The organism is Streptomyces himalayensis subsp. himalayensis (assembly GCF_013778455.1).
GTDB lineage: Bacteria > Actinomycetota > Actinomycetes > Streptomycetales > Streptomycetaceae > Streptomyces > Streptomyces himalayensis.
Genome location: NZ_JACEHE010000008.1, coordinates 233827 through 258663, shown reverse-complemented (window position 1 = coordinate 258663; position 24837 = coordinate 233827). Strand labels below are relative to the sequence as shown.

Annotated in this window: 26 protein-coding genes; 13 read left to right on the top strand and 13 right to left on the bottom strand. The window is 69.2% G+C overall.

What is annotated here, in order from left to right; all coding sequences use genetic code 11:
- Positions 1-25: 25 nt before the first annotated feature.
- Both H1D24_RS16150 and ygfZ read left to right on the top strand, forming a co-directional pair.
- The gene (locus H1D24_RS16150) at positions 26-490 is read left to right on the top strand and encodes a Fur family transcriptional regulator (RefSeq protein ID WP_181658240.1); all 465 of its coding nucleotides are present in this window, start codon (positions 26-28) and stop codon (positions 488-490) included.
- A 34-nt stretch (positions 491-524) separates the two neighbouring features.
- Complete coding sequence (ygfZ, locus tag H1D24_RS16145) at positions 525-1505, top strand: CAF17-like 4Fe-4S cluster assembly/insertion protein YgfZ (protein WP_181658239.1); 981 nt, start codon at positions 525-527, stop codon at positions 1503-1505.
- 16 nt (positions 1506-1521) lie between these two features.
- On the opposite strand, the gene dtd is transcribed toward ygfZ, so the two are convergent.
- The gene (gene dtd / locus H1D24_RS16140) at positions 1522-1947 is read right to left on the bottom strand and encodes a D-aminoacyl-tRNA deacylase (RefSeq protein WP_181658238.1); all 426 of its coding nucleotides are present in this window, start codon (positions 1945-1947) and stop codon (positions 1522-1524) included.
- A gap of 495 nt (positions 1948-2442) precedes the next feature.
- On the opposite strand from dtd, the gene H1D24_RS16135 reads away from it, so the two are divergent.
- The 3 genes from H1D24_RS16135 (at position 2443) to H1D24_RS16125 (ending at position 5600) form a co-directional block, all read left to right on the top strand.
- Positions 2443-3165, top strand: a complete 723-nt coding sequence (locus H1D24_RS16135) for an RsiG family protein (RefSeq protein ID WP_374064245.1) — start codon at positions 2443-2445, stop codon at positions 3163-3165.
- 68 nt (positions 3166-3233) lie between these two features.
- On the top strand, positions 3234-4223 hold the full coding sequence (locus tag H1D24_RS16130) for an asparaginase (RefSeq protein WP_181658237.1): 990 nt from the start codon (positions 3234-3236) through the stop codon (positions 4221-4223).
- A gap of 126 nt (positions 4224-4349) precedes the next feature.
- Complete coding sequence (locus H1D24_RS16125; RefSeq protein WP_181658236.1) at positions 4350-5600, top strand: GNAT family N-acetyltransferase; 1251 nt, start codon at positions 4350-4352, stop codon at positions 5598-5600.
- An 88-nt stretch (positions 5601-5688) separates the two neighbouring features.
- Here the strand turns inward: H1D24_RS16125 and H1D24_RS16120 are convergent, their stop codons facing one another.
- Positions 5689-5874 (bottom strand): hypothetical protein, encoded by a 186-nt coding sequence (locus H1D24_RS16120; RefSeq protein ID WP_181658235.1) that lies wholly within the window; start codon positions 5872-5874, stop codon positions 5689-5691.
- 177 nt (positions 5875-6051) lie between these two features.
- Between H1D24_RS16120 and H1D24_RS16115 the strand changes: the two genes are divergently transcribed.
- Positions 6052-6963 carry a winged helix-turn-helix domain-containing protein gene (locus H1D24_RS16115; protein ID WP_181658234.1) on the top strand — a complete coding sequence of 304 codons (912 nt, stop codon included), beginning with the start codon at positions 6052-6054 and terminating at the stop codon, positions 6961-6963.
- 20 nt (positions 6964-6983) lie between these two features.
- Here the strand turns inward: H1D24_RS16115 and H1D24_RS16110 are convergent, their stop codons facing one another.
- Positions 6984-7172: a hypothetical protein gene (locus H1D24_RS16110; RefSeq protein WP_181658233.1), complete on the bottom strand. Its 189-nt coding sequence runs from the start codon at positions 7170-7172 to the stop codon at positions 6984-6986.
- Positions 7173-7330: 158 nt separating this feature from the next.
- On the opposite strand from H1D24_RS16110, the gene H1D24_RS16105 reads away from it, so the two are divergent.
- Together H1D24_RS16105 and H1D24_RS16100 are read left to right on the top strand one after the other, a co-directional pair.
- The gene (locus tag H1D24_RS16105; protein ID WP_181658232.1) at positions 7331-8209 is read left to right on the top strand and encodes a GntR family transcriptional regulator; all 879 of its coding nucleotides are present in this window, start codon (positions 7331-7333) and stop codon (positions 8207-8209) included.
- A gap of 134 nt (positions 8210-8343) precedes the next feature.
- A complete protein-coding gene (locus H1D24_RS16100; protein ID WP_309484334.1) occupies positions 8344-9051 on the top strand; it encodes an HAD family hydrolase in 708 nt (235 codons plus the stop codon).
- Here H1D24_RS16100 and H1D24_RS16095 read toward each other — a convergent pair.
- Positions 9042-9224 carry a hypothetical protein gene (locus H1D24_RS16095; protein WP_181658230.1) on the bottom strand — a complete coding sequence of 61 codons (183 nt, stop codon included), beginning with the start codon at positions 9222-9224 and terminating at the stop codon, positions 9042-9044. The two genes, H1D24_RS16100 and H1D24_RS16095, sit on opposite strands and share 10 nt — an antisense overlap.
- 171 nt (positions 9225-9395) lie before the next feature.
- On the opposite strand from H1D24_RS16095, the gene H1D24_RS16090 reads away from it, so the two are divergent.
- Positions 9396-10274, top strand: a complete 879-nt coding sequence (locus H1D24_RS16090; RefSeq protein ID WP_309484333.1) for a winged helix-turn-helix domain-containing protein — start codon at positions 9396-9398, stop codon at positions 10272-10274.
- Positions 10275-10448: 174 nt separating this feature from the next.
- Complete coding sequence (locus H1D24_RS16085; RefSeq protein ID WP_374064242.1) at positions 10449-12701, top strand: phosphotransferase; 2253 nt, start codon at positions 10449-10451, stop codon at positions 12699-12701.
- Here the strand turns inward: H1D24_RS16085 and H1D24_RS16080 are convergent.
- From H1D24_RS16080 to H1D24_RS16055, 6 genes are all read right to left on the bottom strand, one after another.
- On the bottom strand, positions 12679-14154 hold the full coding sequence (locus H1D24_RS16080; RefSeq protein ID WP_181658229.1) for an MFS transporter: 1476 nt from the start codon (positions 14152-14154) through the stop codon (positions 12679-12681). The two genes, H1D24_RS16085 and H1D24_RS16080, sit on opposite strands and share 23 nt — an antisense overlap.
- 136 nt (positions 14155-14290) lie before the next feature.
- Positions 14291-14779, bottom strand: coding sequence for a MarR family winged helix-turn-helix transcriptional regulator (locus H1D24_RS16075; RefSeq protein ID WP_181658228.1), 489 nt, complete (start codon positions 14777-14779; stop codon positions 14291-14293).
- Positions 14780-14997: 218 nt separating this feature from the next.
- Positions 14998-17382 (bottom strand): ATP-binding cassette domain-containing protein, encoded by a 2385-nt coding sequence (locus tag H1D24_RS16070; protein ID WP_181658227.1) that lies wholly within the window; start codon positions 17380-17382, stop codon positions 14998-15000.
- A gap of 157 nt (positions 17383-17539) precedes the next feature.
- Positions 17540-17821: a hypothetical protein gene (locus H1D24_RS43570; protein ID WP_181658226.1), complete on the bottom strand. Its 282-nt coding sequence runs from the start codon at positions 17819-17821 to the stop codon at positions 17540-17542.
- Between the two features lie 28 nt (positions 17822-17849).
- A complete protein-coding gene (locus tag H1D24_RS16060; RefSeq protein WP_181658225.1) occupies positions 17850-18260 on the bottom strand; it encodes a VOC family protein in 411 nt (136 codons plus the stop codon).
- Positions 18261-18264: 4 nt separating this feature from the next.
- Positions 18265-18714 carry a helix-turn-helix transcriptional regulator gene (locus H1D24_RS16055; protein WP_181658224.1) on the bottom strand — a complete coding sequence of 150 codons (450 nt, stop codon included), beginning with the start codon at positions 18712-18714 and terminating at the stop codon, positions 18265-18267.
- A gap of 164 nt (positions 18715-18878) precedes the next feature.
- Here H1D24_RS16055 and H1D24_RS16050 point away from each other — a divergent pair, with 164 nt between their 5' ends.
- The 3 genes from H1D24_RS16050 (at position 18879) to H1D24_RS16040 (ending at position 20526) form a co-directional block, all read left to right on the top strand.
- Complete coding sequence (locus H1D24_RS16050) at positions 18879-19373, top strand: helix-turn-helix domain-containing protein (RefSeq protein WP_258564098.1); 495 nt, start codon at positions 18879-18881, stop codon at positions 19371-19373.
- A 23-nt stretch (positions 19374-19396) separates the two neighbouring features.
- On the top strand, positions 19397-20020 hold the full coding sequence (locus tag H1D24_RS16045) for a hypothetical protein (RefSeq protein ID WP_181658223.1): 624 nt from the start codon (positions 19397-19399) through the stop codon (positions 20018-20020).
- Positions 20021-20196: 176 nt separating this feature from the next.
- Positions 20197-20526, top strand: coding sequence for a DUF2516 family protein (locus H1D24_RS16040; protein WP_181658318.1), 330 nt, complete (start codon positions 20197-20199; stop codon positions 20524-20526).
- Positions 20527-20640: 114 nt separating this feature from the next.
- Here H1D24_RS16040 and H1D24_RS16035 read toward each other — a convergent pair whose 3' ends face one another.
- The 3 genes from H1D24_RS16035 to H1D24_RS16025 form a co-directional block, all read right to left on the bottom strand.
- Positions 20641-22155 carry a PP2C family protein-serine/threonine phosphatase gene (locus H1D24_RS16035; protein ID WP_181658222.1) on the bottom strand — a complete coding sequence of 505 codons (1515 nt, stop codon included), beginning with the start codon at positions 22153-22155 and terminating at the stop codon, positions 20641-20643.
- Positions 22156-22417: 262 nt separating this feature from the next.
- A complete protein-coding gene (locus H1D24_RS16030; protein WP_220136764.1) occupies positions 22418-23491 on the bottom strand; it encodes a C40 family peptidase in 1074 nt (357 codons plus the stop codon).
- Between the two features lie 416 nt (positions 23492-23907).
- Positions 23908-24732, bottom strand: a complete 825-nt coding sequence (locus tag H1D24_RS16025; protein WP_181658221.1) for a class I SAM-dependent methyltransferase — start codon at positions 24730-24732, stop codon at positions 23908-23910.
- Between the last annotated feature and the right edge of the window lie 105 nt (positions 24733-24837).

Genomic DNA, 24837 nt, shown 5'->3' with positions numbered 1-24837 from the left:
GACACGATGGTCCTAGACTTCAGATGTGGTGAGCACCGACTGGAAGAGCGATCTGCGGCAGCGCGGCTACCGGCTGACCCCGCAGCGGCAGCTTGTCCTCGAAGCCGTCGACACCCTCGAGCACGCGACCCCCGACGACATCCTCTCCGAAGTGCGGAAGACGGCGTCGGGGGTCAACATTTCCACGGTGTACCGGACCCTGGAGCTCCTGGAGGAGCTCGGCCTGGTCAGCCACGCCCATCTCGGGCACGGAGCGCCGACGTACCACCTCGCAGACCGCCACCACCACATCCACCTGGTGTGCCGCGACTGCACGAACGTCATCGAGGCCGATGTCGCGATCGCGGCCGAGTTCACCGCGAAGCTGCGCGACACCTTCGGCTTCGACACCGATATGAAGCACTTCGCGATCTTCGGGCGGTGCAGGGACTGCAGGTCGGCGGCCGATGCCGAGGCGCAGAACCAGGCAGAGAACCGGGCGGAGAAATAAAAAAGACGACCACCGGGTCGTACTGTGAGTGGATATGCAGCAACTATCGAAGCGCAGCCCTCTGCTCTCCCTGCCCGGCGCCGTCCCCGCCGAGGGCGTGGACGAAGGCGTAGCCGCCCACTACGGCGACCTGTTCCGTGAGCAGCGCGCCCTCGCCGACGGCGCCGGCTTCGTCGACCTCTCGCACCGCGGCGTCGTCACGGTCACCGGTGACGACCGGCTCAGCTGGCTGCACCTGCTGCTGACCCAGCACGTCAGCGAGCTCCCGGCGGGCCAGGCGACCGAGGCCCTGATCCTCTCCGCGCACGGCCACATCGAGCACGCGCTGTACCTCGTCGACGACGGCGAGACGGTGTGGGCGCACGTCGAACCCGGCACGCAGGACGCGCTCATCTCGTACCTGGAGTCCATGAAGTTCTTCTACCGCGTCGAAGTCGCCGACCGGACGGACGAGTTCGCGGTGGTCCATCTGCCCGCCGGCTCGATCGCCGAGGTGCCCGAGGGCGTCGTCGTACGCGAGACCGCCCACGGCCGCGACCTCTTCCTGCCGCGAACGGAGCTGGAGTCGTACGCAGAGCGCAGCGGCCCGGCGATCGGCATCCTCGCGTACGAGGCCCTGCGCGTTGAAGCCCACCGGCCGCGGCTCGGCTTCGAGACCGACCACCGCACCATCCCGCACGAGCTGGGCTGGATCGGCACCGCCGTCCATCTCCAGAAGGGCTGCTACCGGGGGCAGGAGACCGTCGCCCGGGTGCAGAACCTCGGGAAGCCGCCGCGCCGCCTGGTCTTTCTGCACCTGGACGGCAGCGAGGTCCATCTGCCGCCGCACGGCGCCGACATCCGCCTCGCCGACGAGGGCCCGGACGGCCGGAAGATCGGTTTCGTCACGACCTCCGTACGCCACCACGAACTCGGCCCGATCGCGCTGGCGCTCGTGAAGCGCAATGTGCCGGTGGACGCGCGGCTCATCGCCGATATGACGGCCGCGGCCCAGGAGGTCGTCGTCGAGCCCTGACGGCGTGTACGAGCGGTCAGATTTCCAGGAGCACCGTGAACGGGCCGTCGTTCGTCAGCGACACACGCATCTTCGCGCCGAACCGGCCCGTCGCCACCGTCGCGCCCAGCGAGCGCAGCTGGGCCACGACCTCGTCCACGAGCGGCTCGGCGACATCGCCGGGGGCGGCGGCGTTCCAGGTGGGGCGGCGGCCCTTGCGGGCGTCTCCGTAGAGCGTGAACTGGCTGATGACCAGCAGCGGGGCGTCGATGTCGCTGCACGACCTCTCGTCGGACAGCATGCGGATCGACCAGAGCTTCCGGGCGAGCTGTGCCGCCTTCTCCTTGGTGTCCTCGTGGGTGACCCCCACGAGGACGCACAGGCCCTCACCGCTGATCTCGCCGACCGTCTCACCGTCCACGACGACGCTCGCGCCGTCCACCCTCTGCACCACTGCACGCATACGGACCATCATGCCGCGCGGTGGGGAGGGCCCCTCTTTCGGGTTGTCGTGCCAGGCCGCGGTCGGATCCGCTTCCCATCGGTTCACATCGGTCACACGCATCGGCTCTCTGCGGCTCTCATCGGCTTCAACCGGCTGCAGGCCGATCTTCGGGCCATCGGACCGCGGTGTCGGCGCCTCTTCCCGCCCTGCTTGGCATGCTCCCGAAGCGGCCATCCGGGGCGGATCGGGCGCACTCGTCCCCATGGCGGCCACCCGGGGTGGCACGATGCTCACACGCAGTGAGACGTGCGGCGGCGCCGTACGGGCTCACCTCGCCGGTCGAGGGGACGGTAGAGACGCATGAGCACACCTAGCACCGGGCAGCCCGCAGTGCCCGTTCCACTGACCCGTATGAGTCCGCCCGCTGACCACGGGGGGTACGCGGGGCACATCCGCCATGAGGGCGACGGGGAGACCGGCGGGGACGCGGGCCTCGCCCATGCCCTCGCGGCCATGGGCGGCGAAGGGGCGCTCCGGCCACCGATCCAACGGAGCGGCAGCCCTTCCACAACCAGCGGTTTCATGTACGCCCAGCCGTCGCCCGAGCACCCCAGCTCGCCCGACCTGGTCTTGCTGCGCCTGCCCGAACTGCGCGCCCTGCGCCGCGAGGCACAGCAGCACGAGGCCGACCTCAGCTATGTGCGGAGGCTGCTGCAGGGACGGATCGACATCCTGCGGGCGGAATTGGCACGCCGTGGGGGATCCGGTGCGGCCTCGGGTGGCCGGCCGCCGCGTGTCGGTGGTGCGGGCAGTGGTTCATCGGACGGGTCCGGCGGTGGTTCATCGGACGCCGGCGGTGGCGGAGGCTTCGCGGGCCCGGTCGGCGCTCACGTGCCGGTCCCCGTGGCCTCGTCCTCGGTCGTCGACCGGCTCGCGGAGATCCTCACCGACCAGCCGGCCCGCAACCGTTCCTCCGCCCGTCATGTGACACTCGGCACCCCTCACAGCGAGGAGTACCGGCAGCTGGCCGCCGACATGCTCGCCGAGGTCGCGCTGTCGGACCTGGAAGCCCGCACCGACCTGGAACTGCGCAGCGCCATGAGCCGCCTCGTGCAGTACGAGCAGGACGTGTCCCGGCGCCGTCGGCGGTTCCAGCGCACGGCCGACGATTGCAGTGCCGAGATCGCCCGCAGGTACCGTGATGGCGAAGCACAAGTAGACGACCTGCTCGCGTGACGCGGGGGAGCCGGAGACCCCGGCGGCCTCGGCCGGGGCGGGTTCGACCCGCCCGGAAGGCCGTACCCATGACCCCCTGTTCCGGCTCCCCCGCCGCCGGCACGTCCTCCGCGCCCGCCATACCCCCGGTCCTCGCCGAAGTCGTACGGTCCGGCTTCGTCGAGGGCCACCATCGGGGCAGCCTCGTACTGCTGGCGGCGGACGGGGGCGTGGAGCTGGCGCTGGGCGATGTGACGGCGCCCGTCTTCCCGCGCTCGTCGAACAAGCCGATGCAGGCCGCTGCCGTACTGCGGGCCGGGCTCGACCTGTCGGGGGAGCGCCTGGCACTGGCCGCGGCGAGCCACTCCGGCGAGGAGTTCCACCGCGATCTCGTACAGAAGATGCTGGCCGAGCACGGGCTGACGGCCGGGCAACTGCAGTGCCCCGCCGATCTGCCGCTGGACCCGGCTGAGGCCGAGACGTATCTGGCCGCGGGCCGGGTCCGGGAGCCGGTCACGATGAACTGCTCCGGCAAGCATGCGGCGATGCTTGCGGCGTGCGGGCTGAACGAGTGGTCGCAGGAGACGTATCTGGACCCGGATCATCCGCTGCAGCGGCTCGTGCTGTCGGTGGTGGAGGAGGCGGCGGGCGAGTCCGTCGCCGCGGTCGGTACGGACGGGTGCGGGGCGCCGCTGATGGCGATCAGCCTCACCGGTCTGGCGCGCGCCTTCCGCCACTTCGTGCTGGCGCCCGAAGGGTCCGCCGAGCGGAGGGTGGCGGACGCGATGCGGGCCCACCCGGAGTACGTGGCCGGCACCCGCCGCCCGGACACCTGGCTGATGCGCGAGGTGCCGGGGGCCCTGTCGAAGACGGGCGCTGAGGCGGTCCAGGCCGTCGCCCTGCCGGACGGCCGTGCACTGGCCTTCAAGGTCGAGGACGGCGCGACGCGTGCACTGGGTCCGGTACTGGCGCGTGCGCTGGCCCTGGCGGGCGTCGAAGCGCCGGTACTCACCCGCATAGGGCATGCGCCGCTGTGGGGCGGGGGCCGCGAGGTGGGGTCGGTGCGCGCGGCGTTCTGAGGGCTCGCCGGCGGGCGTGCCGTTTGCGTTGTGGGCAGGCGTTCCTCCCTCAGTGCGAAACCCACGGCGCACGGCGCCTCCCGGAATTGGGGCGACAGCCAAGGCGCCCACCCCTAGCGTGGCCGTATGAGCCGCCCCACAGACGTCCGTCCCGTCACCGAACAAGACATCCCCGACTGGATCCGCGCCCTCAACACCGGCTTCCTGCGCCCCCCGTCCGTATCCGACAGGGAGATCGAGGACCGCAGCTCGTACATCATCCCATCCCGTACCCTCGGCGCCTTCGATGCCGGCCGCTGTGTGGCGACGTTCCGCTCCTTCCCGCAGCAGCTCACCGCCGTCGGCGGCGCCACGGTCCAGGCCGACGCCATATCGAACGTCACCGTCACCCCCACTCACCGCCGCCGCGGCCTGCTCAGCCGCATGATGGCCGCGGACCTGGCGGCCGCGAAGGAGCGCGGGGACGTCGTCGCCACGCTGATCGCCGCCGAGTACGCCATCTACGGCCGGTACGGCTTCGGCCCCGCCACCTCCACAGCCCAGTGGACCGTCGACGTACCGCGCACGGGACTCGACCGGCGCTGGTCGGGCCCGGACGACGGCGGCCGTATCGACCTCGTGGACGGCGAGGACGTACGCAAGCTGGGACCGGATCTCCACGAGCGCTTCCGCCGCGCGCAGCCGGGCGCGATCGACCGTGACGAGCGCTGGTGGAAGGTCAACACAGGCGCCGTGACCCTGGACCGCGACCCGTGGACGGAGCCCTTCCACGCCGTGTACCGCTCGGCGGCCGGCGAGGTGGAGGGCCTGCTCACATACCGGGCCGATGACCACTGGGGCGACGCCAAGCAGCCGCTGAACACGGCCACGGTGCGCGACATGATCGCGGTCTCCCCGGCGGCCGAGCGCGCCCTGTGGCAGTACGTCTGCTCGATCGACTGGATCACGACGGTCAGGACCGGCTATCGCGCCCCGGACGATCTGCTGCCCCGCTTCCTCCCCGACCCGCGGGCCGCCGCGATCACCACACAGGCGGACTGGCTCTGGGTGCGGATCCTGGACGTCGTACGGGCCCTGGAAGCGCGTACGTACGCGTCGTCGGCGACCCTCGTACTGGAGATCGCCGACGAGGGCGGCTTCGTGGGCGGACGCTACCGGCTGGATGCGACGCCTGACGGGGCCGTGTGCGCGCCGACCACGCAGAGCGCCGAGCTCACCATGGGAGTCGGCGAGCTGGCTGCGCTCTGGCTGGGAGACGAGTCGGCTGTGCGGCTGGTGGCGCTGGGGAGGGTGACGGAGGCGGGGACAGGCGCCGCAGCCGTCGCCGACGCCCTGCTCCGTACATCCAGGCGACCGTGGTGCCCGGACATCTTCTGATCACTGACTCTTGGGAGGCTGAGGCTTGACCGGGCTCCCGGCTCCCCTCCGGAAGGAAGCCCGGTCAGCCGACTGTGGGGGAGCCCGGTCAGCCGGACTGGGCGAGCAGCATCACGAGGATCACGGCCCCGATGCTGCTGACCATGGTGTTCTTGGCCTTCAGGCCGATGGTCAGGACGACGAAGGCGATGATGCCCATCGGTCCGTACTTCCACTGGATGAGTTGCTCGAACCCAATGGCGAGGGCGGCGACGACGATGGCGATGAGTGGCATGACGGTCCCTCCTTGGGGATGGGGAGGCGGACCCCGCTGAGGTCGGTTGCCAACCCTGCGAACGCTTGACCATGTTGCTCAAGTTGGCGACCAACTCACTCGTACTTATCTCCGCGATGGCTCGACTCATAACCACCTTCCCGGTAACTCCCCAAAGATGGCGAGAAGTTGTAGTGTTTGGTTGTGAACCCGGAGCATGCCGCCGTCGATGGGCGGAAAAGGGCAGAAGGGCCGTCACCTCGGTCGTACCGCGAGGTGGCCGACGAACTGCGCGCCCGTATCCGGACCGGGCGGCTGAGGGCCGGACAGCGCATGCCCACGCAGGCCGAGCTGGCCGTCGAGTTCGGCGTGGAGCGCGGCACCGTACGCCAGGCCCTGCGCATTCTGCAGTCCGAACATCTGCTCACCAATGTGACCAAGGGCAGCCCGGCTACCGTCGCGGAGCACATAGAACACGCCTTCACCGGCTCTGAGGCGCCGCCGCAGCCGACCATGGTGGGGCTCGCACCGCGGATAGCCGCCGCCTTCACTGCTCCCCACGTGGAGATCGACGCCCTCTGTCTGACGGCGGTGTCGCTCACGCTCGCCATCGGCGAACCGCTCCGGCGGATCCACGAGGGCCGAATGAAACCGGCCACGGTGGATGTGCGGGTGCTGCTGCCGAGCCGTGACATCGCGCTGGCCTTCCCCACGCCGGTGCACGCGGCCGCCGACAGCCGGCTGCACCGCCAGTGGCTGTCCCAGCGCAACGCCCAGGGCCAGGTGCTGCGGCACAACCTTCTGGCGCTGCGCTCGACACACGGCATCGACGTCAGCGTCTCGTTCCGGGCCCTGCCGTTCACCCCGCCGGTGAAGCTGTACCTGCTGAACAACAACGAGGCGCTGTTCGCGTACTACACCCTCACCAAACGGGATGTGGAGATCGACCACGAGTACCTGGAGATGTACGACGCGCAGGGCACCCAGTCCATGCTCTTCGCCTTTGAGCAGGGGGCCGGCCTGCGGGACACGACGTTCGTGGAGCAGTCCCATGTGTGGTTCAACTCGCTATGGAACACGATCAGTTCTGATCTGACACTGACCGCCTGAGCGGCCCGGCGTGTGAGCTCTCAGAGGGCAGGAGCCGCGACCATCAGGGCGAGGACGACCGCCCCGATGGAGCTGCAGGCCGGGTTCCTCGCCTTGACGCCGATGGTCAGCAGCAGCAGTCCGACGATGCCCATCGGGCCGTACTGCCACTGGACGAGCTGCTCGAAGCCGATGACGAAGACGGCGGAGAGGAGGGCGATGATGGGCACGGTGGTTCCTCCTTCGGGGTGGGAGGAGCGTGATGGCTGTTGAACCTCCACCAGCTTGGCTGAGTTGGCAACCAACTGCAATGGAGTTATCCCCAGTTGGTTGCTAGGAATAAACAACTCCCAAACAACTCCCATCAGATGGCATGGAGTTGTAGCGTTTGGTTGTGACCCAGGAGAACGTCGCAGTGAACGGCAGCAGAAAGCTCACTCCCAAGGACATCGCCGACGCGCTGCGGGAACGCATCCGCACCGGCACCCTCAAGGCCGGAGACCGCCTGCCCACCCAGGCCGAGCTCGCGCTGGAGTTCGGCGTGGAGCGCGGCACCGTGCGCCAGGCCCTGAAGACCTTGCAGGACGACGGTCTGCTGGCCAACATCAGCAAGGGCAGCCCGCCGCGCATCGCGGCGCCGGCGCCGACGCGCGAGGGCCCGCAGCCCACGATGGTGGCGCTGGCCCCACGCCTGACGGCGGCCTTCGCCGCACCCACGGTGCGTATCGACGTCGTCTCCCTCACGGCGGAGACCCTGATGCTGGCGCTGGGCGAGCCGGTCCGCCTCATCCACGAGGGCCGTATCCACCCCGAATCCATCGATGTCCGCATCCTGCTGCCGAGCCGGGACATCGATCTTGCCTTTCCGGTCTCGGTCGGGGACCCGGGCGACGACGACCCCGTACATGAGCGCTGGCTGGCCCAGCGCAATGCCCAGGGCCATGTGCTGCGGCACAACCTCCTGGCGCTGCGCTCCTCGCACGGGATCGACGTCCACGTCACGTTCCGCGCACTGCCGTTCACGCCGCCGGTGAAGCTGTACCTGCTCAACGGCTGTGAGGCCCTGCTGGCGTACTACATGGTCACCAAGCGCGAGGAGGAGATCGAGAGCGGAACGCTCGAGATGTACGACGCTCTCGGCACCGAATCGCTGCTGTTCTCCTTCGAGAGGCGCGCGGGAAGCCGGGACACGGCGTTCGTGGAGGAGTCGCAGAAGTGGTTCGACGCCCTCTGGGAAACCATCACCACGGACCTGACACTTTCTTAGTGACTCCTGATACGCAGCAGACCGAACTGTCAACGGAGCCGACTGGACGGGCAGCGGAACTGACCGAACAGGCGACAGAACAAACCATCCTGGTAACAGCGCACGACCAACAGGCCGCAGAGCAGACTGAACCTGTGGCAGCTGAGACTGAGAACTTGCGAGAACTGATCACCCGCGCTCGTTTCGTCCTCTTCGACTTCGACGGCCCCATCTGCAGGCTGTTCGCGGGACACAAGGCGGAGGTGATCGCAGAGGGCCAGGTGCGCTGGTTGGAGGAACGAGGGCTGCACGGGCTCCTCACCGAGGGGGAGCGCGAGCACCCGGACCCGCACGAGGTGCTGCGCGCGGTCGACCGCAGACACACCGGCAGCGACCTGGTCGCGGAACTCGAGGAGCGGCTGACCCAGCAGGAGCTGCGAGCAGTCGACTCGGCCTGGCCGACGGCGTATGCGGACCCGCTCATACGCACCTGGCTGGCGGTAGGCTCGCGGCTCGCCATCACGACCAACAACTCACCGCGTGCGGTGCGGAGTTATCTCGCGACTCGTGGACTCGAAGCATGCTTCACCCCTCACATCTACGGCCGCACCCAGGACCTGCACCTCCTCAAGCCCCACCCGCACTGCCTCAACCGCGCCCTGAGCGCCATGGGCGCCGAGGCCGAGGCCTCCCTGATGATCGGCGACACCCCGTCCGACTTCCAGGCCGCCGAGCAGGCCGGGGTGCCTTTCCTGGGCTATGCGCGCAACGCCCGCAAGGAGAAGCTCCTACGCGCGTCCGGCGCCGAGCACGTCGTCAACTCGCTGGAGCTGATCCTGAACCTGCTCAGGGCTCAGGCCTGAACCATCAGCAGCACGAAGACCACGGCCCCGAGGGACACGCAGGTCGTGTTGCGCATCCGCATGCCCGCAGCCAGCAGGCAGAAGCAGATCACGCCCACCGGGCCGTACTCCCACTGGACGAGCTGTTCGAAGCCGAGGACCAGGACGGTCGACAGCAGCTGGAAGAGAACCATGGGCCCCACCCCCTCTCCGCTTCCAAGAAGCGATCAACTAACCGTCCAATTGGACTGGTTGTCTTGAGTCGGATGTGCCCTGCCTGATTGATCCCTTAACCAAGGGCTCGAACGCCTGCTCATTTGACTGAAATCGGTTTGCTTGTCGGCTGGAAGAGGTACGGTCGCGATGTGGGTGGCACGGGACGGGCACCAAGTGACGGCGGCGGCAGGGAGTTCCTGCGCGTCTCCGAGCAGCTGCGCGCCCGCTTGAGCGACGGCTTCTATCACGTGGGGGGCATGCTGCCGACGCAGCGCGAGCTGGCCGCCGAGTTCGGTGTCTCCCGGGACACCGTGCAGCGCGTGCTCCGGGAGCTGGTCAGCGAGGGTTGGATCGAGTCCCGGCAGGGCAGTGGATCGCGGGTGCTGAAGACCCAGCGCATCCACTCGTCCACGGCGAAGGACACTCGGAAGGGCCGTGTCACGCTGGGCCCGCTCATAGGTGAAGCGTTCGAGCACCCCGAAGTCAGCCTGGACGTCTACACGCTGACGTCCGAGTCGCTCGACACGCACATCCGTCTGCAGGCCGAGCGCATCCGCACCGGCTCCATCGCCCCGCAGAGGATCAAACTCCGGATGCTGCTGCCGGACGATTCGCTGACACTTCCCTATCCGCGGGCGGTGGGCGAGACGGGTGACCCGCTGCTCCTGCTGCAGCGCATGCAGGACATCACTCGACGTCACACGACGTCATTGCGGTCGGTCCTCCGAGCCCTCCAGGCCGAGCGCTATGTGCCGTCCGTCGAGATCGAGATCCGCCGCGCGCCGCTGACTCCCACGTTCAAGCTCTACCTGTTCAACGGCGTCGAGGCGTTGCACGGGCCGTACGAGGTGATCGAGCGCCGGATCATCCTGGATGACGGCCGGGAGGTCGAAGCCCTCGATGTCCTGGGGCTCGGAGCCACGCTCATGCATCATGTCCGCGACGGGAACGAGGACTCCCAGGGTTCGGTCTTCGTGGACAGCATGCAGTCCTGGTTCGACTCCGTCTGGACCCGTTTGGCTCAATGAGGCGGAATCCGGCCAAACCGTCGAACACGGCGACACCTGAGGGCGACGTATACCTCATTGAGACCAGGGAGCGCACGGCTCAAGTCGTGCGGAGGGCGCGCCACCGCTAGGGTGTGCAAACACCCTGGGGTGCATTGTCTTGCACCCTGTCGCGCGATTATTCAGGAGCGGCCAGTGGGCGCAACTCCTGTTCCCAGTCCCTCGGCTGTCTGGGGATGCGCCACCGACGACCCCTACGACGAGTTCGTGCGGCAGGCCAAGCAGGTCGGGACGATGAGCCGTGGGCATCACAACCGGAACTTCGTCCTGCCCCTCACGGAACGCATGGCGCGTCTGGTGGGACGCGAACCCGGCGCTTCCGTGACGGTGCGGATCCGGAGAGCCGAGGCCGTGCCGGTGGTGGTCAGAACCTGGCAACAGGAGTCGGAAATCCTCGCCGCCATCAAGGGTGTCCTTCCCCATGTGCCGGAATGCCTCGCTGAACGGCCGGGCTCCGCTGTCCACAGCTATGTGCAGGGAGTTCCGCTCTCCAGCATCTGCCAGAACGGCAAGCCGGTCGACCACCTGCTGATCAGGGCGCTGGCAGGGCTCCTGGCCCAGATGTCGCAGGTGCGACGGGAGGCATTACCGCGGTTGCCCGACTGCTGGCCCCGCAACGACAAGGACAGCCAGGGTTTTCTGCGTATCCTTGCCGGCCTGGTGGACCGCCAAGTACGTCAGCCCAATTGGACTGTGTTCGGGGGACTGTTCGCGGCCCTGGGGATTCCCGACGACGCCATGACCCGGTTGGCGGAACGGGTCCCGGCCATGTCCCGTCGCCCGTACAGCCTGCTCCACACCGACCTGCACCGGGACAACGTGATCGTGTCCTACGGCGGGGATCCGCCGCTGATCTGTGTCGACTGGGAGCTCGCGACCTACGGCGATCCGCTGCACGACCTCGCGACGCACCTGGTCCGGATGCAGTACCCGGCATTCCAGTGGAGCGAGGTGACCGACGCATGGGCAGCGGCCATGGAAGGCACAAGACCGGCTGCGGTCCACGGACTCACCAAGGACCTGCGCCACTACATCGCCTTCGAACGTGCCCAGTCGGTGTATCCGGACATCATGCGCGCCGCGAAGTCGCTGGAGGACTCGTGCGACCAGAAGAGCCTGGACGCCGCCTCCGCGGCCGTGCTCAGGGCCCTTGAGGCCGCGGCCGAACCACTGGGACTCAGACAGCTGCCGAGGGAACCGGAGATCGAGCGCATCCTCTTCCGCTGGCAGGCGGCCCAGCGGGAACGACGCGTCGGCGCACGGACGGTCACCGGAATCGGCTGGGAGCCGGACGAGCGCGTCCCCGAGCACCCGGACTTTCCTCGCACTGCTGTCATCGACGCGCTCATCGCCGAGGGCGCGGCTCCCGCGGATCGCGTGTTCAAGGGCACCGCGCACCTGAACTCGGTGGTCAAGGTGCCAGGCATCGAATTCCCTGTCGTGGTACGGCGAAAAGTGGCGGCGCTCTGCCGTCGGGAGCGCAGCCGCAGCTTCCTCAGCGAGCACGCAGTACTGCGAGCCATCGAGGTCTCGGGGGCCGCGGTGAGAGCCCCCCGGGTACTGGCGCTCGGGCTGAGCGAACCCCGGGCCGCCCGGGCGAAGGATCCCTTCGCCATCCACACCTATGTGGGGCCGCCTGGCAGTGACCGGCCGCCCGACCATCCGGTGCACGGTCTCCTGCCCCACGAGGCCGACGAACTCGTGGCCCAGCTCTGCGAGCTGACCAAGGTCGAGTGCTCGTCACTCGACCCCGCGGCGGAATCACTGGATTTCTTCGGCTGGCTCCGCCAAGAACTCGTCCGGCTCGTGCTGGAACTCCCCAAGGAGTCCCAGCAACTGGCCAGGAACCTGGGGCTGCCCGACGGATACCGGCTGAGCGAGATCCTGGGCAGGTACCACGTCACCCCACGGGCATCGGCACTCCTGCACGGTGATCTGAACCCGTGGAATCTGGTGCGCAGAGAGGGCCGGGCGGGCCTCACCATCATCGACTGGGAGATGGCGGTGATCGGCGACCCTCTGTACGACCTGGTCCGGCACATGCACCTCACACCAACCCGTCCCGAGATCCGCCAGCGTTTGTTCGAACGGTGGCAGCGTCGGCTCCCCGACGAGTACACCAAGGGCTGGCGAGAGGACTGGCCCGTCTACCGGCGGATCGAGATCATTCGCTCCGCCTATGTCGACCTGGACCGGCTGGTCACGGGCGCCAGCCTCGACGCCCCCAATGTGCGCCGGGCAGTGGACTCGTACGGTATGACCCTGGCGGCCGCTACCGCGTCTCTGGGCCTGCCGGCCAAATGGACGGCAAACCCCTACCTCGCCCGTGCATTCCCGCCCGGAGACGACGGCAGGCCGAGGGCTGTCAGGTTCTCTGCGGGCGTATGACGCGCCGCGGCCGGCGCAGTACGGCGAACGCCACGGCGAAGGCCGCCACCAGGAGTCCCGTGCCGACGGTGAAGGCCAGGTGATAGCCGCCGGTCAGTGCCTCGGCCGGGCTCCGGCCCTGCTCAAGCAGGCTGTCGCTACGGGAGGCCGCCAAGGTGGAGAGGACGGCGACACCCGAGGCCATGCCGATCTGCTGGGTCGTGTTGAACAGCCCGGAGGCGAGTCCGGCGTCGTCGTCCCCCGCGCCGGACATGCCGAGCGTGGTCAGCGCCGGCAGGGCGAGTCCGAAGCCGGCGGCGAGCAGCATCACGGGGAGCAGATCGGTGACGTAGTCGGCGTGCACCGGGACGCGCGTGAGCAGTCCCAGAACGCCCATCAGAAGGACGAGTCCCGCGAGCAGCACATTTCGTTCGCCGAAACGGGCGTTGAGGCGGGCCGAGACCCCGAGTGACACCGCGCCGATGACCGCCGCCGCGGGGAGCATGGCCAGGCCGGTCTCGGCGGCCCCGTACGCGAGCACCTTCTGGAGATAGAGGGCTACGAGGATCTGGAACGAGAAGAGAGCCGCCACCATGAGGACCTGGACCAGATTGGCTCCCGCGACACTGCGGGACCGGAAGATCCGCAACGGCATGAGCGGCGTCCTGGCGGTGGCCTGTCGGGCGACGAAGCCGGCGAGCAGTACGAGGGCGAGGGCGCCGAAGCCGAGGGTGGGTGCCGAAGTCCAGCCGTACTCCTCGACTTTGACGACCGTGTAGATCCCGAGCATCAGCCCGGCGGTGACCAGGAGCGCGCCGACCCCATCGGCGCCGGCCCTCAGACCGAGCCCGCGGTCGGCGGGCAGGACGGGCACGGCGACGGCGAGGGCCGCCAGCCCGATCGGCAGGTTGATGAAGAAGATCCAGTGCCAGTCGAGGACGTCCGTGAGGACACCGCCGAGGACCTGGCCGACCGATGCGCCGGCCGCCCCGGTGAAGCTGAACACGGCGATCGCCCTGGCACGCTCCCTGGGCTCGGTGAACAGCGTGACGAGGATGCCGAGGCTGACGGCGGAGGCCATCGCGCTCCCGATTCCCTGCAGGAACCGGGCTGCGATCAGCACGGCGGGGGAGGTGGCCACGCCCGCAAAGAGCGAGGCCGCGGTGAACACGGCGATTCCGGCCAGGAACATGCGCTTGCGGCCGATGAGGTCGCCGAGCCGTCCGGCGAGCAGGAGCAGGCTGCCGAAGGCGATCAGGTAGGCGTTGACGACCCAGCTGAGGCCGGCGGGGGAGAATCCCAGGTCGTTCTGGATGGCCGGCATCGCCACGGTCACGATGCTGCCGTCCAGGATGATCATCAGCATTCCCGTGGCGATGACGCCCAGGGCCAGGGGGCGTGACCGAGCTGAACGGGCCAACGGCTTGGACTTGGTCGCTGTGGACTGAACGGAAGCGGCAGACGCTGTGGACATGCGGCCTCTCCTGTCTGTTGAGCCGACAGGAGAGACCGTAGCAGATAGTTTTGTTGCAGACTATCTTTCAGTGATTCAGTTTCGGCCCCCAACTCCGTTGACTGGGTGCCCTCTTGGTCTGCTTGGTCTGCTTGGTCTACTTCTCGCGCTGACGCGCCCGCCGGGCCGGTCGCGGACTCTCGGTCGGCGTGGCCAGATGCCCGCCGACCAGCTGTTCCAGGGCCCGTAGCAGGACTGACCGGTCGCCCGCGGGGAGGGCTTCCAGTGCCTTTTCGTGGACGCGGTCCACGATCCTCTGGCTCTGCTCGGCGACTCGCGCGCCCTCCTCGGTAACCGCGATGATCCGAGCCCTCCGGTCCCGGCTGGACGGGCGCCGCTCTGCGAGGCCCGCCTCCTCCAGCGCGTCCACCGTGACCACCATCGTGGTCTTGTCCATGTCCCCGATCTCGGCGATCTGGGCCTGGGTGCGTTCTTCCTCCAGGGCGTGGACCAGTACGCAGTGCATGCGTGGCGTCAGCCCGATCTCGGCGAGTGCCGCCGACATCTGGGTGCGCAGGACGTGACTCGTGTGGTCCAGCAGGAACGACAGGTCCGGCTCGGTGCGCTTGGGGGCCATGGCGGTCATGTCCGCCAGGGTAGCAATCCGCTCCGTAGCGGATTATCCGGAAGTGGACGTTTGCGGCGTGCCTGGCGTCTCCGAGACGCCCGCCGCCGCGACACCCTCACTTTCCGCGACACCATCACTTTCCGTGGCAGCCTCACTTGTCGGTACGCGAGTGGGACGAGTCCAAACAGATGGATGAGAGAGCTCGTCCCACTGTGTCCGCGAGGGCCTCGTCTCCGTCAGGTGCCGACGTAGGCCGCGAGGTGCTCGCCGGTGAGGGTGGAGCGGCTGGCGACGAGGTCGGCGGGTGTGCCCTCGAAGACGATCCGGCCGCCGTCGTGACCGGCGCCGGGGCCGAGGTCGATGATCCAGTCGGCGTGCGCCATGACCGCCTGGTGGTGCTCGATGACGATGACCGACTTGCCGGAGTCGACGATCCGGTCGAGCAGGCCGAGCAGATGCTCGACGTCGGCGAGGTGGAGGCCGGTCGTCGGCTCGTCGAGGACGTAGACGCCGCCCTTCTCGGCCATGTGGGTGGCCAGCTTGAGCCGCTGCCGTTCGCCGCCGGACAGCGTGGTGAGCGGCTGGCCGAGGGTGAGGTAGCCGAGGCCGACGTCGGCGAGCCGGTCGAGGATCTTGTGCGCGGCCGGCGTGCGCGCCTCACCCGCGCCGAAGAACTCCTCGGCCTCGGTCACCGACATCGCGAGCACCTCGCTGATGTCGCGGCCGCCGAGGTGGTACTCCAGCACGGACGCCTGGAACCGTTTCCCCTCGCAGTCCTCGCAGGTGCTGGCGACGCCGGCCATCATCGCCAGGTCGGTGTAGATGACGCCGGCGCCGTTGCACGTGGGGCAGGCACCCTCGGAGTTGGCACTGAACAACGCCGGCTTCACGCCGTTGGCCTTCGCGAACGCCTTGCGGATCGGGTCGAGCAGTCCGGTGTACGTCGCCGGGTTGCTGCGTCGAGAGCCGCGGATCGCGGTCTGGTCGACGGACACCACGCCGGTGCCGGCCGGGATCGAGCCGTGGATCAGCGAGCTCTTGCCGGACCCGGCGACGCCGGTGACGACGCAGAGCACGCCGAGCGGGATGTCGACGTCGACGTTCTGCAGATTGTTGGTGCTCGCGCCGCGCACCTCCAGTACTCCCGACGGTGTCCGGACCGAGGGCTTCAAGGAGGCCCGGTCGTCCAGGTGCCGCCCGGTCAGCGTGCCGCTGGCCCGCAGCCCGTCGACGCTGCCCTCGAACACGACTTCGCCGCCCTCGGTGCCGGCGCGCGGGCCGAGGTCGACGACGTGGTCGGCGATCGCGATCGCCTCCGGCTTGTGCTCCACGACCAGCACGGTGTTGCCCTTGTCGCGCAGCTGCAGCAGCAGGTTGTTCATCCGCTGGATGTCGTGGGGGTGCAGCCCGATCGTCGGCTCATCGAAGACGTAGGTGACGTCGGTGAGTGAGGACCCGAGGTGGCGGATCATCTTGGTGCGCTGCGCCTCGCCGCCCGAGAGCGTGCCCGAGGGGCGGTCGAGGCTGAGGTAGCCGAGCCCGATCTCGACGAACGAGTCGAGCGTGTGCCCCAGCGCGGCCAGCAGGGGCGCCACCGACGGCTCGTCGAGGCCCCGGACCCAGTCGGTCAGATCGCTGATCTGCATCGAGCAGACGTCGGCGATGTTCTTCCCGTTGATCTTCGACGACCGAGCCTCCTCGCTGAGCCGGGTGCCGTCGCACTCGGGACAGGTCGAGAACGTCACCGCCCGTTCCACGAAGGCGCGGATGTGCGGCTGCAGCGCGTCGACGTCCTTGGACAGGAACGACTTCTGGATCTTCGGGATCAGCCCCTCGTACGTCAGGTTGATCCCCTCGACCTTGATCTTGGTCGGTTCCTTGTGGAGCAGGTCGTGCAGCTCCTTCTTGGTGAACTTGCTGATCGGCTTGTCCGGGTCGAAGAAGCCGCAGCCGCGGAAGATACGGCCGTACCAGCCGTCCATGCTGTAGCCGGGGATCGTGAGCGCGCCCTCGTTGAGCGACAAGCTGTCGTCGTACAGCGCCGACAGATCGAAATCGGTGACCGAGCCCATGCCCTCACAGCGGGGGCACATGCCGCCGAGACGGTTGAAAGTCGCCTTCTCGGCCTTCGTCTTGCCGCCGCGCTCGACGGTGATCGCACCGCTGGCCTTCACCGAGGGAACGTTGAACGAGTACGCGTTGGGCGAGCCGATGTGCGGCTCCCCGAGCCTGCTGAACAGGATGCGCAGCATCGCGTTGGCGTCCGTGACGGTGCCGACGGTGGAGCGGGCGTTGGCGCCCATCCGCTCCTGGTCCACGATGATCGCGGTCGTCAGCCCGTCGAGCAGGTCGACCTCGGGCCGCGCCAGCGTCGGCATGAAGCCCTGCACGAAGGCGCTGTAGGTCTCGTTGATCAGCCGCTGCGACTCCGCGGCGATCGTGTCGAAGACCAGCGAGCTCTTGCCCGAGCCGGAGACGCCGGTGAACACCGTCAGCCGGCGCTTCGGGATCTCGACGCTGACGTCCTTGAGGTTGTTCTCGCGCGCGCCGTGCACACGGATCAGATCGTGGCTGTCGGCAGCGTGCGGCGCAGGCGACTGCGTGTCCGTCCTCGTGGCCATGCTCTTCGTCTCTCCATCTGTCGGGCGGGCCGCCTTCGCGGTCTCGGTCGGCGTCGCCTGGCTCGATCTGACCAGCTTCAAGTAGTACGTCTGGTTCTCCTGCGCCTGGCCCGTGGAGCCTGAGGGCCCCGGCCAAGCGGCGTGCTCGGCCGAGGCGTCAGACCAACCGGCGGCCGTCGCGCGTCAGTTCGCGGTCGGGCGGCTCGTTCACCTCGCGCCGGGCCTGGATACGGCGCGGGGAGGTGCGGAACCAGCGGTAGGGGGTGGCCAGCGTACGCGGGGCGAAGCCGGTGTGCGCGACGAACCGGTCACCCCGCTGCTGCGGCAGCGCCGCCAGGCGGCCGCCCCAGGCTCTCGGCTTCTCCCCCAGCGCCTCAAGGGCCCGGTAGGTACGCCCGGAGCAGGGAGGTACCACATCGCCGTGCGCGGGCTCGTTCACGGTGCCGCGGCTGCGATCGCCGGCCGGCTCAGCGCAGCTCCTGGATGCGGATCAGATTGCCGGCGGGATCGCGGAAGGCGCAGTCGCGGATGCCGTACGGCTGCTCGGTCGGCTCCTGGACGACCTCGGCGCCGCGGGCCTGCACCTTCTCGAAGGTGCCGTCGAGGTCCCGGGTGGCCAGCAGGATCCAGCCGTAGGTGCCCTTGGCCATCATCTCGACGATGGTGCGGCGCTCGTCGTCGGTGACACCGGGGTCGGCGGCCGGCGGCGCCAGGAGGATGGACGTGTCGGGCTGGCCGGCAGGGCCGACCGTGATCCAGCGCATCGTGCCCTGTCCGACGTCGTTGCGGACCTCGAAGCCGAGGGCGTCGCGGTAGAAGGCCAGGGAGGCGTCCGGGTCGTCGTGCGGGAGGAAGCTCGTGTGAATGGTGATGTCCATGGCTTCACGCTAGGTGCGGCTCGGGGCCCGGCGCTTCTCGATTCCTGATCGGTCTGGTCACCTGTTTCGCCACGCACGACGGCATCCCCACCGTCGCGTGTGCCGCCTGGCGCCGATAGACGCTGGGCGGCACACCGACCAGCTCGGTGAAGCGGGTGCTGAAGGTGCCGAGCGACGAGCAGCCGACCGCGAAGCAGACCTCGGTGACGCTGAGGTCGCCGCGACGCAGCAGCGCCATCGCACGCTCGATGCGCCGCGTCATGAGGTAGCCGTACGGAGACTCGCCGTAGGCGAGCCGGAACTGGCGGCTGAGGTGCCCGGCCGACATGTGCACGCCGCGGGCGAGCGCCTCGACGTCCAGCGGCTGTGCGTACTCCCGGTCGATCCGGTCGCGGACGCGGCGGAGCCGCGCGAGGTCGCTCAGGTGCTGCGCTGTGGCGGGTCTGCTGCTCACTGCGCTACCTATACAGCACTTCGTCGGACGCCACTACCACTCCTCTTGCCGTCGCGCGGCCGTGGCCTCATCGACTGCAGTCTCCCCAACTGCGTCTCGGACCGCGGCACACTTTTGCAAGCATCTGCTTGCAAAAGTTAGCGCTGGTGGTGCACCATCGGGGTATGGCATCACTCAACGTCGGCAATCTCGGCGAGTACCTGCGTGAGCAGCGGCGCAGTGCGCAGCTGTCCTTGCGGCAGCTCGCCGAGGCGGCAGGGGTGTCGAATCCGTATCTGAGCCAGATCGAGCGCGGGCTGCGCAAGCCGAGTGCCGAGGTGCTGCAGCAGGTCGCGAAGGCGCTGCGGATCTCCGCCGAGACGCTGTACGTGCGGGCCGGGATTCTCGACGCCGAGCGGGATCGGGACGAGGTGGAGACGCGTGCGGTCATCCTCGCCGATCCGTCCCTCAACGACCGGCAGAAGCAGGTGCTCCTGCAGATCTACGAGTCCTTCCGCAAGGAGAACGGGACCGGGGTCGACGTCGTTACGGATGCGGTTACGGATGTCGTCACGGATGCCATCCAGGACACCGTCGCGGACAAGCGCGGCGCGGCCGGCGAGCCCAGCGCGGCCGACGGCAGCGATGCCGACCAGCACGACCACAAACCCTCGAGCTGAAGTGATCCGGGAGGACCACAGTCATGGCCATCACCGACGACCTGCGCAAGACCCTGAAGGACCCGACGCCGCTCTACTTCGCCGCGGGCACCGCCGACCTGGCGTACCAGCAGGCCAAGAAGGTGCCGGGGCTCGTCGAGCAGCTGCGCGCCGAGGCCCCGGCCCGTATCGAGGCCGTGCGCGGCACGGACCCGAAGGCCGTCCAGGACAAGGCCACCGCCCGCGCCAAGGAGGTCCAGGACAAGGCCGCCGTCCGCGCCAAGGAGGTGCAGGAGACCATCCAGGCCAAGGTCAACGAGGTACTCGGCACCATCGACACCGACCTGAAGAAGCTGGGTGAGTCCGCTCAGGACCTGGCCCTGCGCGGCGTCGGCGTGGCCGCGGAGTACGCGGTCAAGGCGCGTGAGACGTACGAGAAGGTCGCCGAGCACGGCGAGCAGGCCGTCAGGACCTGGCGCGGTGAGGCGGCCGAGGAGATCACGGAGCTTGCCGTGACCGTCGAGCCGGAGCCGGCCGCGGCCGCCTCGGCGCCCAAGGCCACCGAAACGCGGAGCGAGGCCCCGGCGGCCAAGAAGACCACGACGGCGAAGAAGGCCCCGGCAGCCAAGAAGACCACGGCGAAGAAGACCACCCCGCCCGCCAAGTGACCGCGCGCCCGGAGAGACCGGTGCCGGAAGCCGGCAAACCGGGAGTCGTCCGGGCAGGGACGGGAGTCGTTCCCAGGAATGAGCCGGGCACTTGCGGAGTGCCCGGCTCGTTCCTCGGGTAGCGGGTACGGTGGCGGCGTATACACGAGCCGATTCGGGTGGTGGACGTAGTGCTGATGCAGGGTTTCGCGGGGTTCATGTGGCTGCTGAGCGTGGCCCTGATCTTCTTCAGCGGCTTCGCTCTGATCGACGCCGCCATTCGGCGCGAGGACGCCTATCGCGCGGCGGACAAGAAGACCAAGCCGTTCTGGCTGATCATCCTGGGGATCGCCTTCGTGGTGAACCTGCTCTTCCCCATCCTGTCGTTCCTGCCGATCATCGGCCTCATCGCGACCATCGTGTACATGGTCGACGTACGGCCCGCGGTTCGCTCCATCACGGGTGGCGGCGGCCGCCGCGGCTCCAGCAGCGACGGTCCTTACGGGCCCTACAACGGCGGGCGGTAGCCCTACGACGCGGGCGGTGGGGAACCTGCGAGGCGCCCGGGACCCTGCGCGGCCCCGGCATCCTGCGCGACCCCCGGGACCAGCGCGGACGCCCCTCGCCCTGCTCCGACGTGATCACTCCGACCAGGAGTAGTCCCGGTCGCGGTCCCTGTTGCGATCCCGGTCCAGCAGCAGGACCGCCACGTCGTCCGTCAGATCCCCACCGTTGAGGTCGCGGACCTCGTTGACCGCTGCCTCCAGCAGTTCCTCGCCGTGCAGGCCCGTGGCGAGCTGGCGGCGGACCATCTCCACCATGCCGTCCTGGCCCAGCCGCTGGTTGCCCTGGCCGATGCGGCCCTCTATCAGGCCGTCCGTGTAGAGCATCAGGCTCCAGGCGGCGCCCAGTTCCACCTGCTGGCGCGGCCAGCGGGCGCGTTCGAGCAGACCGAGAGCAGGACCGTTGTTCTCGGGTGCCAGGAGTTCGGCCGAGTGCCCGTGCCGGGCTATCAGCGGAGACGGGTGTCCCGCCAGACAGAGGCCGGCGCGCCGCTCGTCGGGGGCGATGTCCACCGTGCACAGTGTCGCGAAGATCTCGTCGTCCGCCCGCTCGTGCTCCAGCACCTGCTGGAGCGTCGACAGCAGCTCGTCGCCGCACATCCCCGCGAGGGTCAGCGCCCGCCATGCGATGCGCAGTTCGACGCCGAGCGCCGCCGCGTCGGGGCCGTGGCCGCAGACGTCGCCGATCATGGCGTGCACCGTGCCGTCCGGGGTACGGACGGTGTCGTAGAAGTCGCCGCCGAGCAGGGCGCGCGAACGGCCGGGGCGGTAGCGGGCGGCGAACCGCAGCGACGAGCCGTTCAGCAGCGGCGTCGGCAGCAGACCCCGTTCCAGCCGGGCGTTCTCCTGCGCCCGCAGCCGGGACTCGGTGAGTTTGCGCTGCGCCACGTCGGCGCGCTTGCGCTCCACCGCGTACCGGATGGCGCGGGTGAGCAGCTGTCCGTCCAGTTCGTCCCGGAACAGATAGTCCTGGGCGCCCACGCGCACGGCCTCCGCGCCGCGCTCGGCGTCACCGGACGCGGTGAGCGCGAGCACGGCGTGCCGGGGCGCGAGACGCAGTACGTGCTTGAGGGTGACGAGTTCGTCGGCAACCGGACGCGGACCGTTGCCGGAGCCATGCCCGGAACCGCTGCCGGATCCGGACCTGGCGCCACCGGCCGGCCCCTGGGACGCCGCGCCGCTGCCGGGTGAGGGCAGGGCGAGGTCGAGAAGGATGCAGTGGACGTCGTCCGTGAGCAGCCGCTCGGCCTCGGTGAGGTTGCGGGCGGTGCGGACGCGGACGGGCTTGCCCGCGGCGTCGAGCAGTTCGGGAAGGCTCAGTGAACCGGCCGGATCGTCCTCGATGACCAGGAGTGTGATCCCCGTGCCGTTGCCGGAGCCACCGCTGTGGCCGGTGCCGCCGTCACGGCCGGTGCCGACGTCACTGTCGTGATCGCCGTCACGGCCGTGGCCGCCGCCGGTGCGCGCGCCGTCGCCGGACCGGGGTGTCGCCGGTTCGGTTCGGGGGCGCGGCAGGCCGTGCGCGGGCTCGGCCTGAGCCTGACCACTCTCCACGGCCGGGATGCCTCTCTGCCGCGGTATGGGTACGGGCATGGTTCTGGATTCCTTCCCTCCCCCCGAGGGCACGGTGGGACGAAGACCTTCGCCCCACGAGACCGGGACCATAGCGGTAGCCCCCGCGGTAATGGAATGGCGAGCAGCAAATGGCCACTGTCATATGCCGCATTCAGTAGCGCATTTGGGCACGCCAACTCTCGTTGAGAATGACGAACATCACGCCGCGGAGGGTTGAGCCACCGCCCGAACGTGCCGCGGGTCACGTGCAGTAGGTCACGTGCCGCGCCTCACGCCGGGTTCACCTGTCCGGTCGTACCACCCCGAGGATCGCCATCGAGCCGGCACCCGCGATGGTCACCGTACGCCCCGGACGCGGCGCGTGAACAATCGCCCCGTCGCCTATGTACATCCCGACGTGGCTCGCGTCGTCGTGATAAATGATCAGGTCGCCCGGCCGCATGTCCTTGATGTCGATGCGCGGAAGCTGCTTCCACTGCTCCTGCGAGGTGCGCGGAATACCGCGCCCGGCGGCCGCCCAGGCCTGTGACGTCAGCCCCGAGCAGTCATACGTCTTCGGGCCCTCGGCGCCCCACTCGTACGGCTTGCCTATCTGCGCGGTCGCGTATGTGACGGCCTTCTTGCCCTGGGCCGACGCCTTGCCGTTGATCTCCTCGAGGATTCCGGAGCTCAGCCAGGCCGCCTGGTTCTGGTACGCGGTCTCCTGCTCCAGCTCCAGCAGCCGCTCGCGCTCCTCCTTCTCGAGCTTCGCCTCGAGCTTCTCGGCGTCCGCGATCCGCGACTTGATCTTCTTCTTCGCCGCCGCCTTGGCCTTGCGGTTGGCCTCCAGCCTCTGCCACTGGGTCGAGGCGTCCTTCGCGTAGGCCTGCAGGTCCTGCTGCGTCCTGGTCAGCTCGGCGAGCAGCCCCTTGGTCGCCTGCTGGCCCTCGCGCACCCGCCCGGCGCCGTCCAGGAACAGCCGCGGGTCGTCGCTGAGCATCAGCTGCGCCTCGGGCGGCAGGCCTCCGCTGCGGTACTGCGCCCTGGCCGCGGCGCCCACGCGCTCCTTCAACTCGTCCAGTTTCTCCTGGCCTTTGACGATCTTGCGGGCCAGCTTGACGAGCTCGTCGGACTGCTCGCCGGCCCTCTCCTCGGCCGCGTTGTACTCGTCCGTTGCGACTGCCGCGTCGTGGTAGAGCCGGTCCAGTTCCTTGCGGACCTTTTCAAGGTCCTTGTCGTCAGCGGTCGTCGGCGTTGGTGCCGGCGTCGGCCCCGGCGCCGGTTTCGCCGGGTTTGCGTACGAATTCGCGTACGCCACCCCTGGGGCCGTCAGCACGGTCACCGCGCAGACCAGCGCCACGGCAGCCGTGGTCAAGCCCGCCTTCCCGGTCTTCCCGATCACGTCTCACCCCCCAAAACTGATTTACCGTCAGTAACTTATGGACGCCTTCGGGATGGTGCCACGCCCGCGCTCAATACGACAGAGCCGGACGGGAATTCCGATCCCCCCACCGCCTCGTGTGACGTACGACCCCCGGAGATCGTTCCCGGCCGCTCGCGAAGACCGCCATCCCTCCGGGCGGCGTCCCCTGCGCGCCGCTCGCTGCGACGGCGTGCCATCCGCTCCGGTCACTGCCACGCGGTGCCGCGGCGCGCAGGCGATCCGGCCCGGTCACTGCGGCGGCGTGCCTTCCGCTCCGGTCACTGCGATGCGTGTGCGATCCGCGCCGGTCACTGCGGCGGGAGTGTGTTCCGTGCAGGCCATTGCGGTGCGAGTGCGTTCCGTGCCGGTCACTGCGACGCGCGCGGCGCCAACGCCTCCCAGCCCACGGTCACTTCGCCCTGCCGCCACCGCGAGACCCCGTCCAGCACCGGCCAGTCCGCCGCGATGTCGCGGACCGCCCTGATCCACCGCTGGCGCGCGCCGTACGACGCATAGGGCGCCGCGGCCGCCCACGCCCGGTCGAAGTCGCGCAGGAACGCATGTACCGGCTCGCCCGGCACATTCCGGTGGATCAGTGCCTTCGGCAGCCGCTCGGCGAGGTCGGAGGGGCGGTCCAGGGAGGCAAGGCGGGTCGCGAACGTCACCGTGCGCGGCCCCGACGTGTCGAGCGCGACCCACACGTGCCGCCGCCCGATCTCGTCGCACGTGCCCTCGACCAGCAGTCCGCCCGAGAACCCGCTCGCGGCATCCGCGGGCGCGAGCCGCGCGCACAGCCGCTCCCAGACGGCGGCGACCTGCTCCTCGTCGTACTGGCGCAGCACGTTCGCCGCGCGGATGAGGACGGGACGTACAGGGAGCGGGACCTCGAAGCCGCCGTGGCGGAAGTGAAGCCCCTCGCGTTCGTACGGCTTCGCGGCGGCAACCCGTGCCGGTTCGATCTCGATACCGACCACGCGCGCGTGGGGCGCGACAGTGCGCAGACGCTGCAGCAGCTCGACGGCGGTCCAGGGCGCGGCGCCGTAGCCGAGGTCGACGGCGACGGCGTCGGCCGCACGCCGCAGCTGACGTCCGTGAGCCGCGGCGATCCAGCGGTCCATGCGGCGCAGCCGGTTCGGATTGGTGGTCCCGCGTGTCACCGTTCCCACGGGCCGGGACTGGGTGCGGGAGGCCATGCGTACGAGGGTATGTGCCGACCGCCCTCCCGCCGGCCCCGCTTCCGAAGACCGACCGCCCGCGTGACCCGCGACGACGGCGTCCCGATACCTCAAGGGCCCACG

Excerpts from the sequence above, each read along its gene's own strand:
- ygfZ (WP_181658239.1), top strand. The coding sequence starts at position 525 with ATGCAGCAACTATCGAAGCGCAGCCCTCTGCTCTCCCTGCCCGGCGCC.
- H1D24_RS16080 (WP_181658229.1), bottom strand. The coding sequence starts at position 14,154 with ATGTCCACAGCGTCTGCCGCTTCCGTTCAGTCCACAGCGACCAAGTCC.
- H1D24_RS16075 (WP_181658228.1), bottom strand. The coding sequence starts at position 14,779 with ATGACCGCCATGGCCCCCAAGCGCACCGAGCCGGACCTGTCGTTCCTG.
- H1D24_RS16045 (WP_181658223.1), top strand. The coding sequence starts at position 19,397 with ATGGCCATCACCGACGACCTGCGCAAGACCCTGAAGGACCCGACGCCG.
- H1D24_RS16125 (WP_181658236.1), top strand. The coding sequence starts at position 4,350 with ATGAGCCGCCCCACAGACGTCCGTCCCGTCACCGAACAAGACATCCCC.
- H1D24_RS16130 (WP_181658237.1), top strand. The coding sequence starts at position 3,234 with ATGACCCCCTGTTCCGGCTCCCCCGCCGCCGGCACGTCCTCCGCGCCC.
- H1D24_RS16040 (WP_181658318.1), top strand. The coding sequence starts at position 20,197 with ATGCAGGGTTTCGCGGGGTTCATGTGGCTGCTGAGCGTGGCCCTGATC.
- dtd (WP_181658238.1), bottom strand. The coding sequence starts at position 1,947 with ATGCGTGCAGTGGTGCAGAGGGTGGACGGCGCGAGCGTCGTCGTGGAC.
- H1D24_RS16060 (WP_181658225.1), bottom strand. The coding sequence starts at position 18,260 with ATGGACATCACCATTCACACGAGCTTCCTCCCGCACGACGACCCGGAC.
- H1D24_RS16070 (WP_181658227.1), bottom strand. The coding sequence starts at position 17,382 with ATGGCCACGAGGACGGACACGCAGTCGCCTGCGCCGCACGCTGCCGAC.
- H1D24_RS16095 (WP_181658230.1), bottom strand. The coding sequence starts at position 9,224 with ATGGTTCTCTTCCAGCTGCTGTCGACCGTCCTGGTCCTCGGCTTCGAA.
- H1D24_RS16050 (WP_258564098.1), top strand. The coding sequence starts at position 18,879 with ATGGCATCACTCAACGTCGGCAATCTCGGCGAGTACCTGCGTGAGCAG.
- H1D24_RS16025 (WP_181658221.1), bottom strand. The coding sequence starts at position 24,732 with ATGGCCTCCCGCACCCAGTCCCGGCCCGTGGGAACGGTGACACGCGGG.
- H1D24_RS16135 (WP_374064245.1), top strand. The coding sequence starts at position 2,443 with ATGGGCGGCGAAGGGGCGCTCCGGCCACCGATCCAACGGAGCGGCAGC.
- H1D24_RS16120 (WP_181658235.1), bottom strand. The coding sequence starts at position 5,874 with ATGCCACTCATCGCCATCGTCGTCGCCGCCCTCGCCATTGGGTTCGAG.
- H1D24_RS16035 (WP_181658222.1), bottom strand. The coding sequence starts at position 22,155 with ATGCCCGTACCCATACCGCGGCAGAGAGGCATCCCGGCCGTGGAGAGT.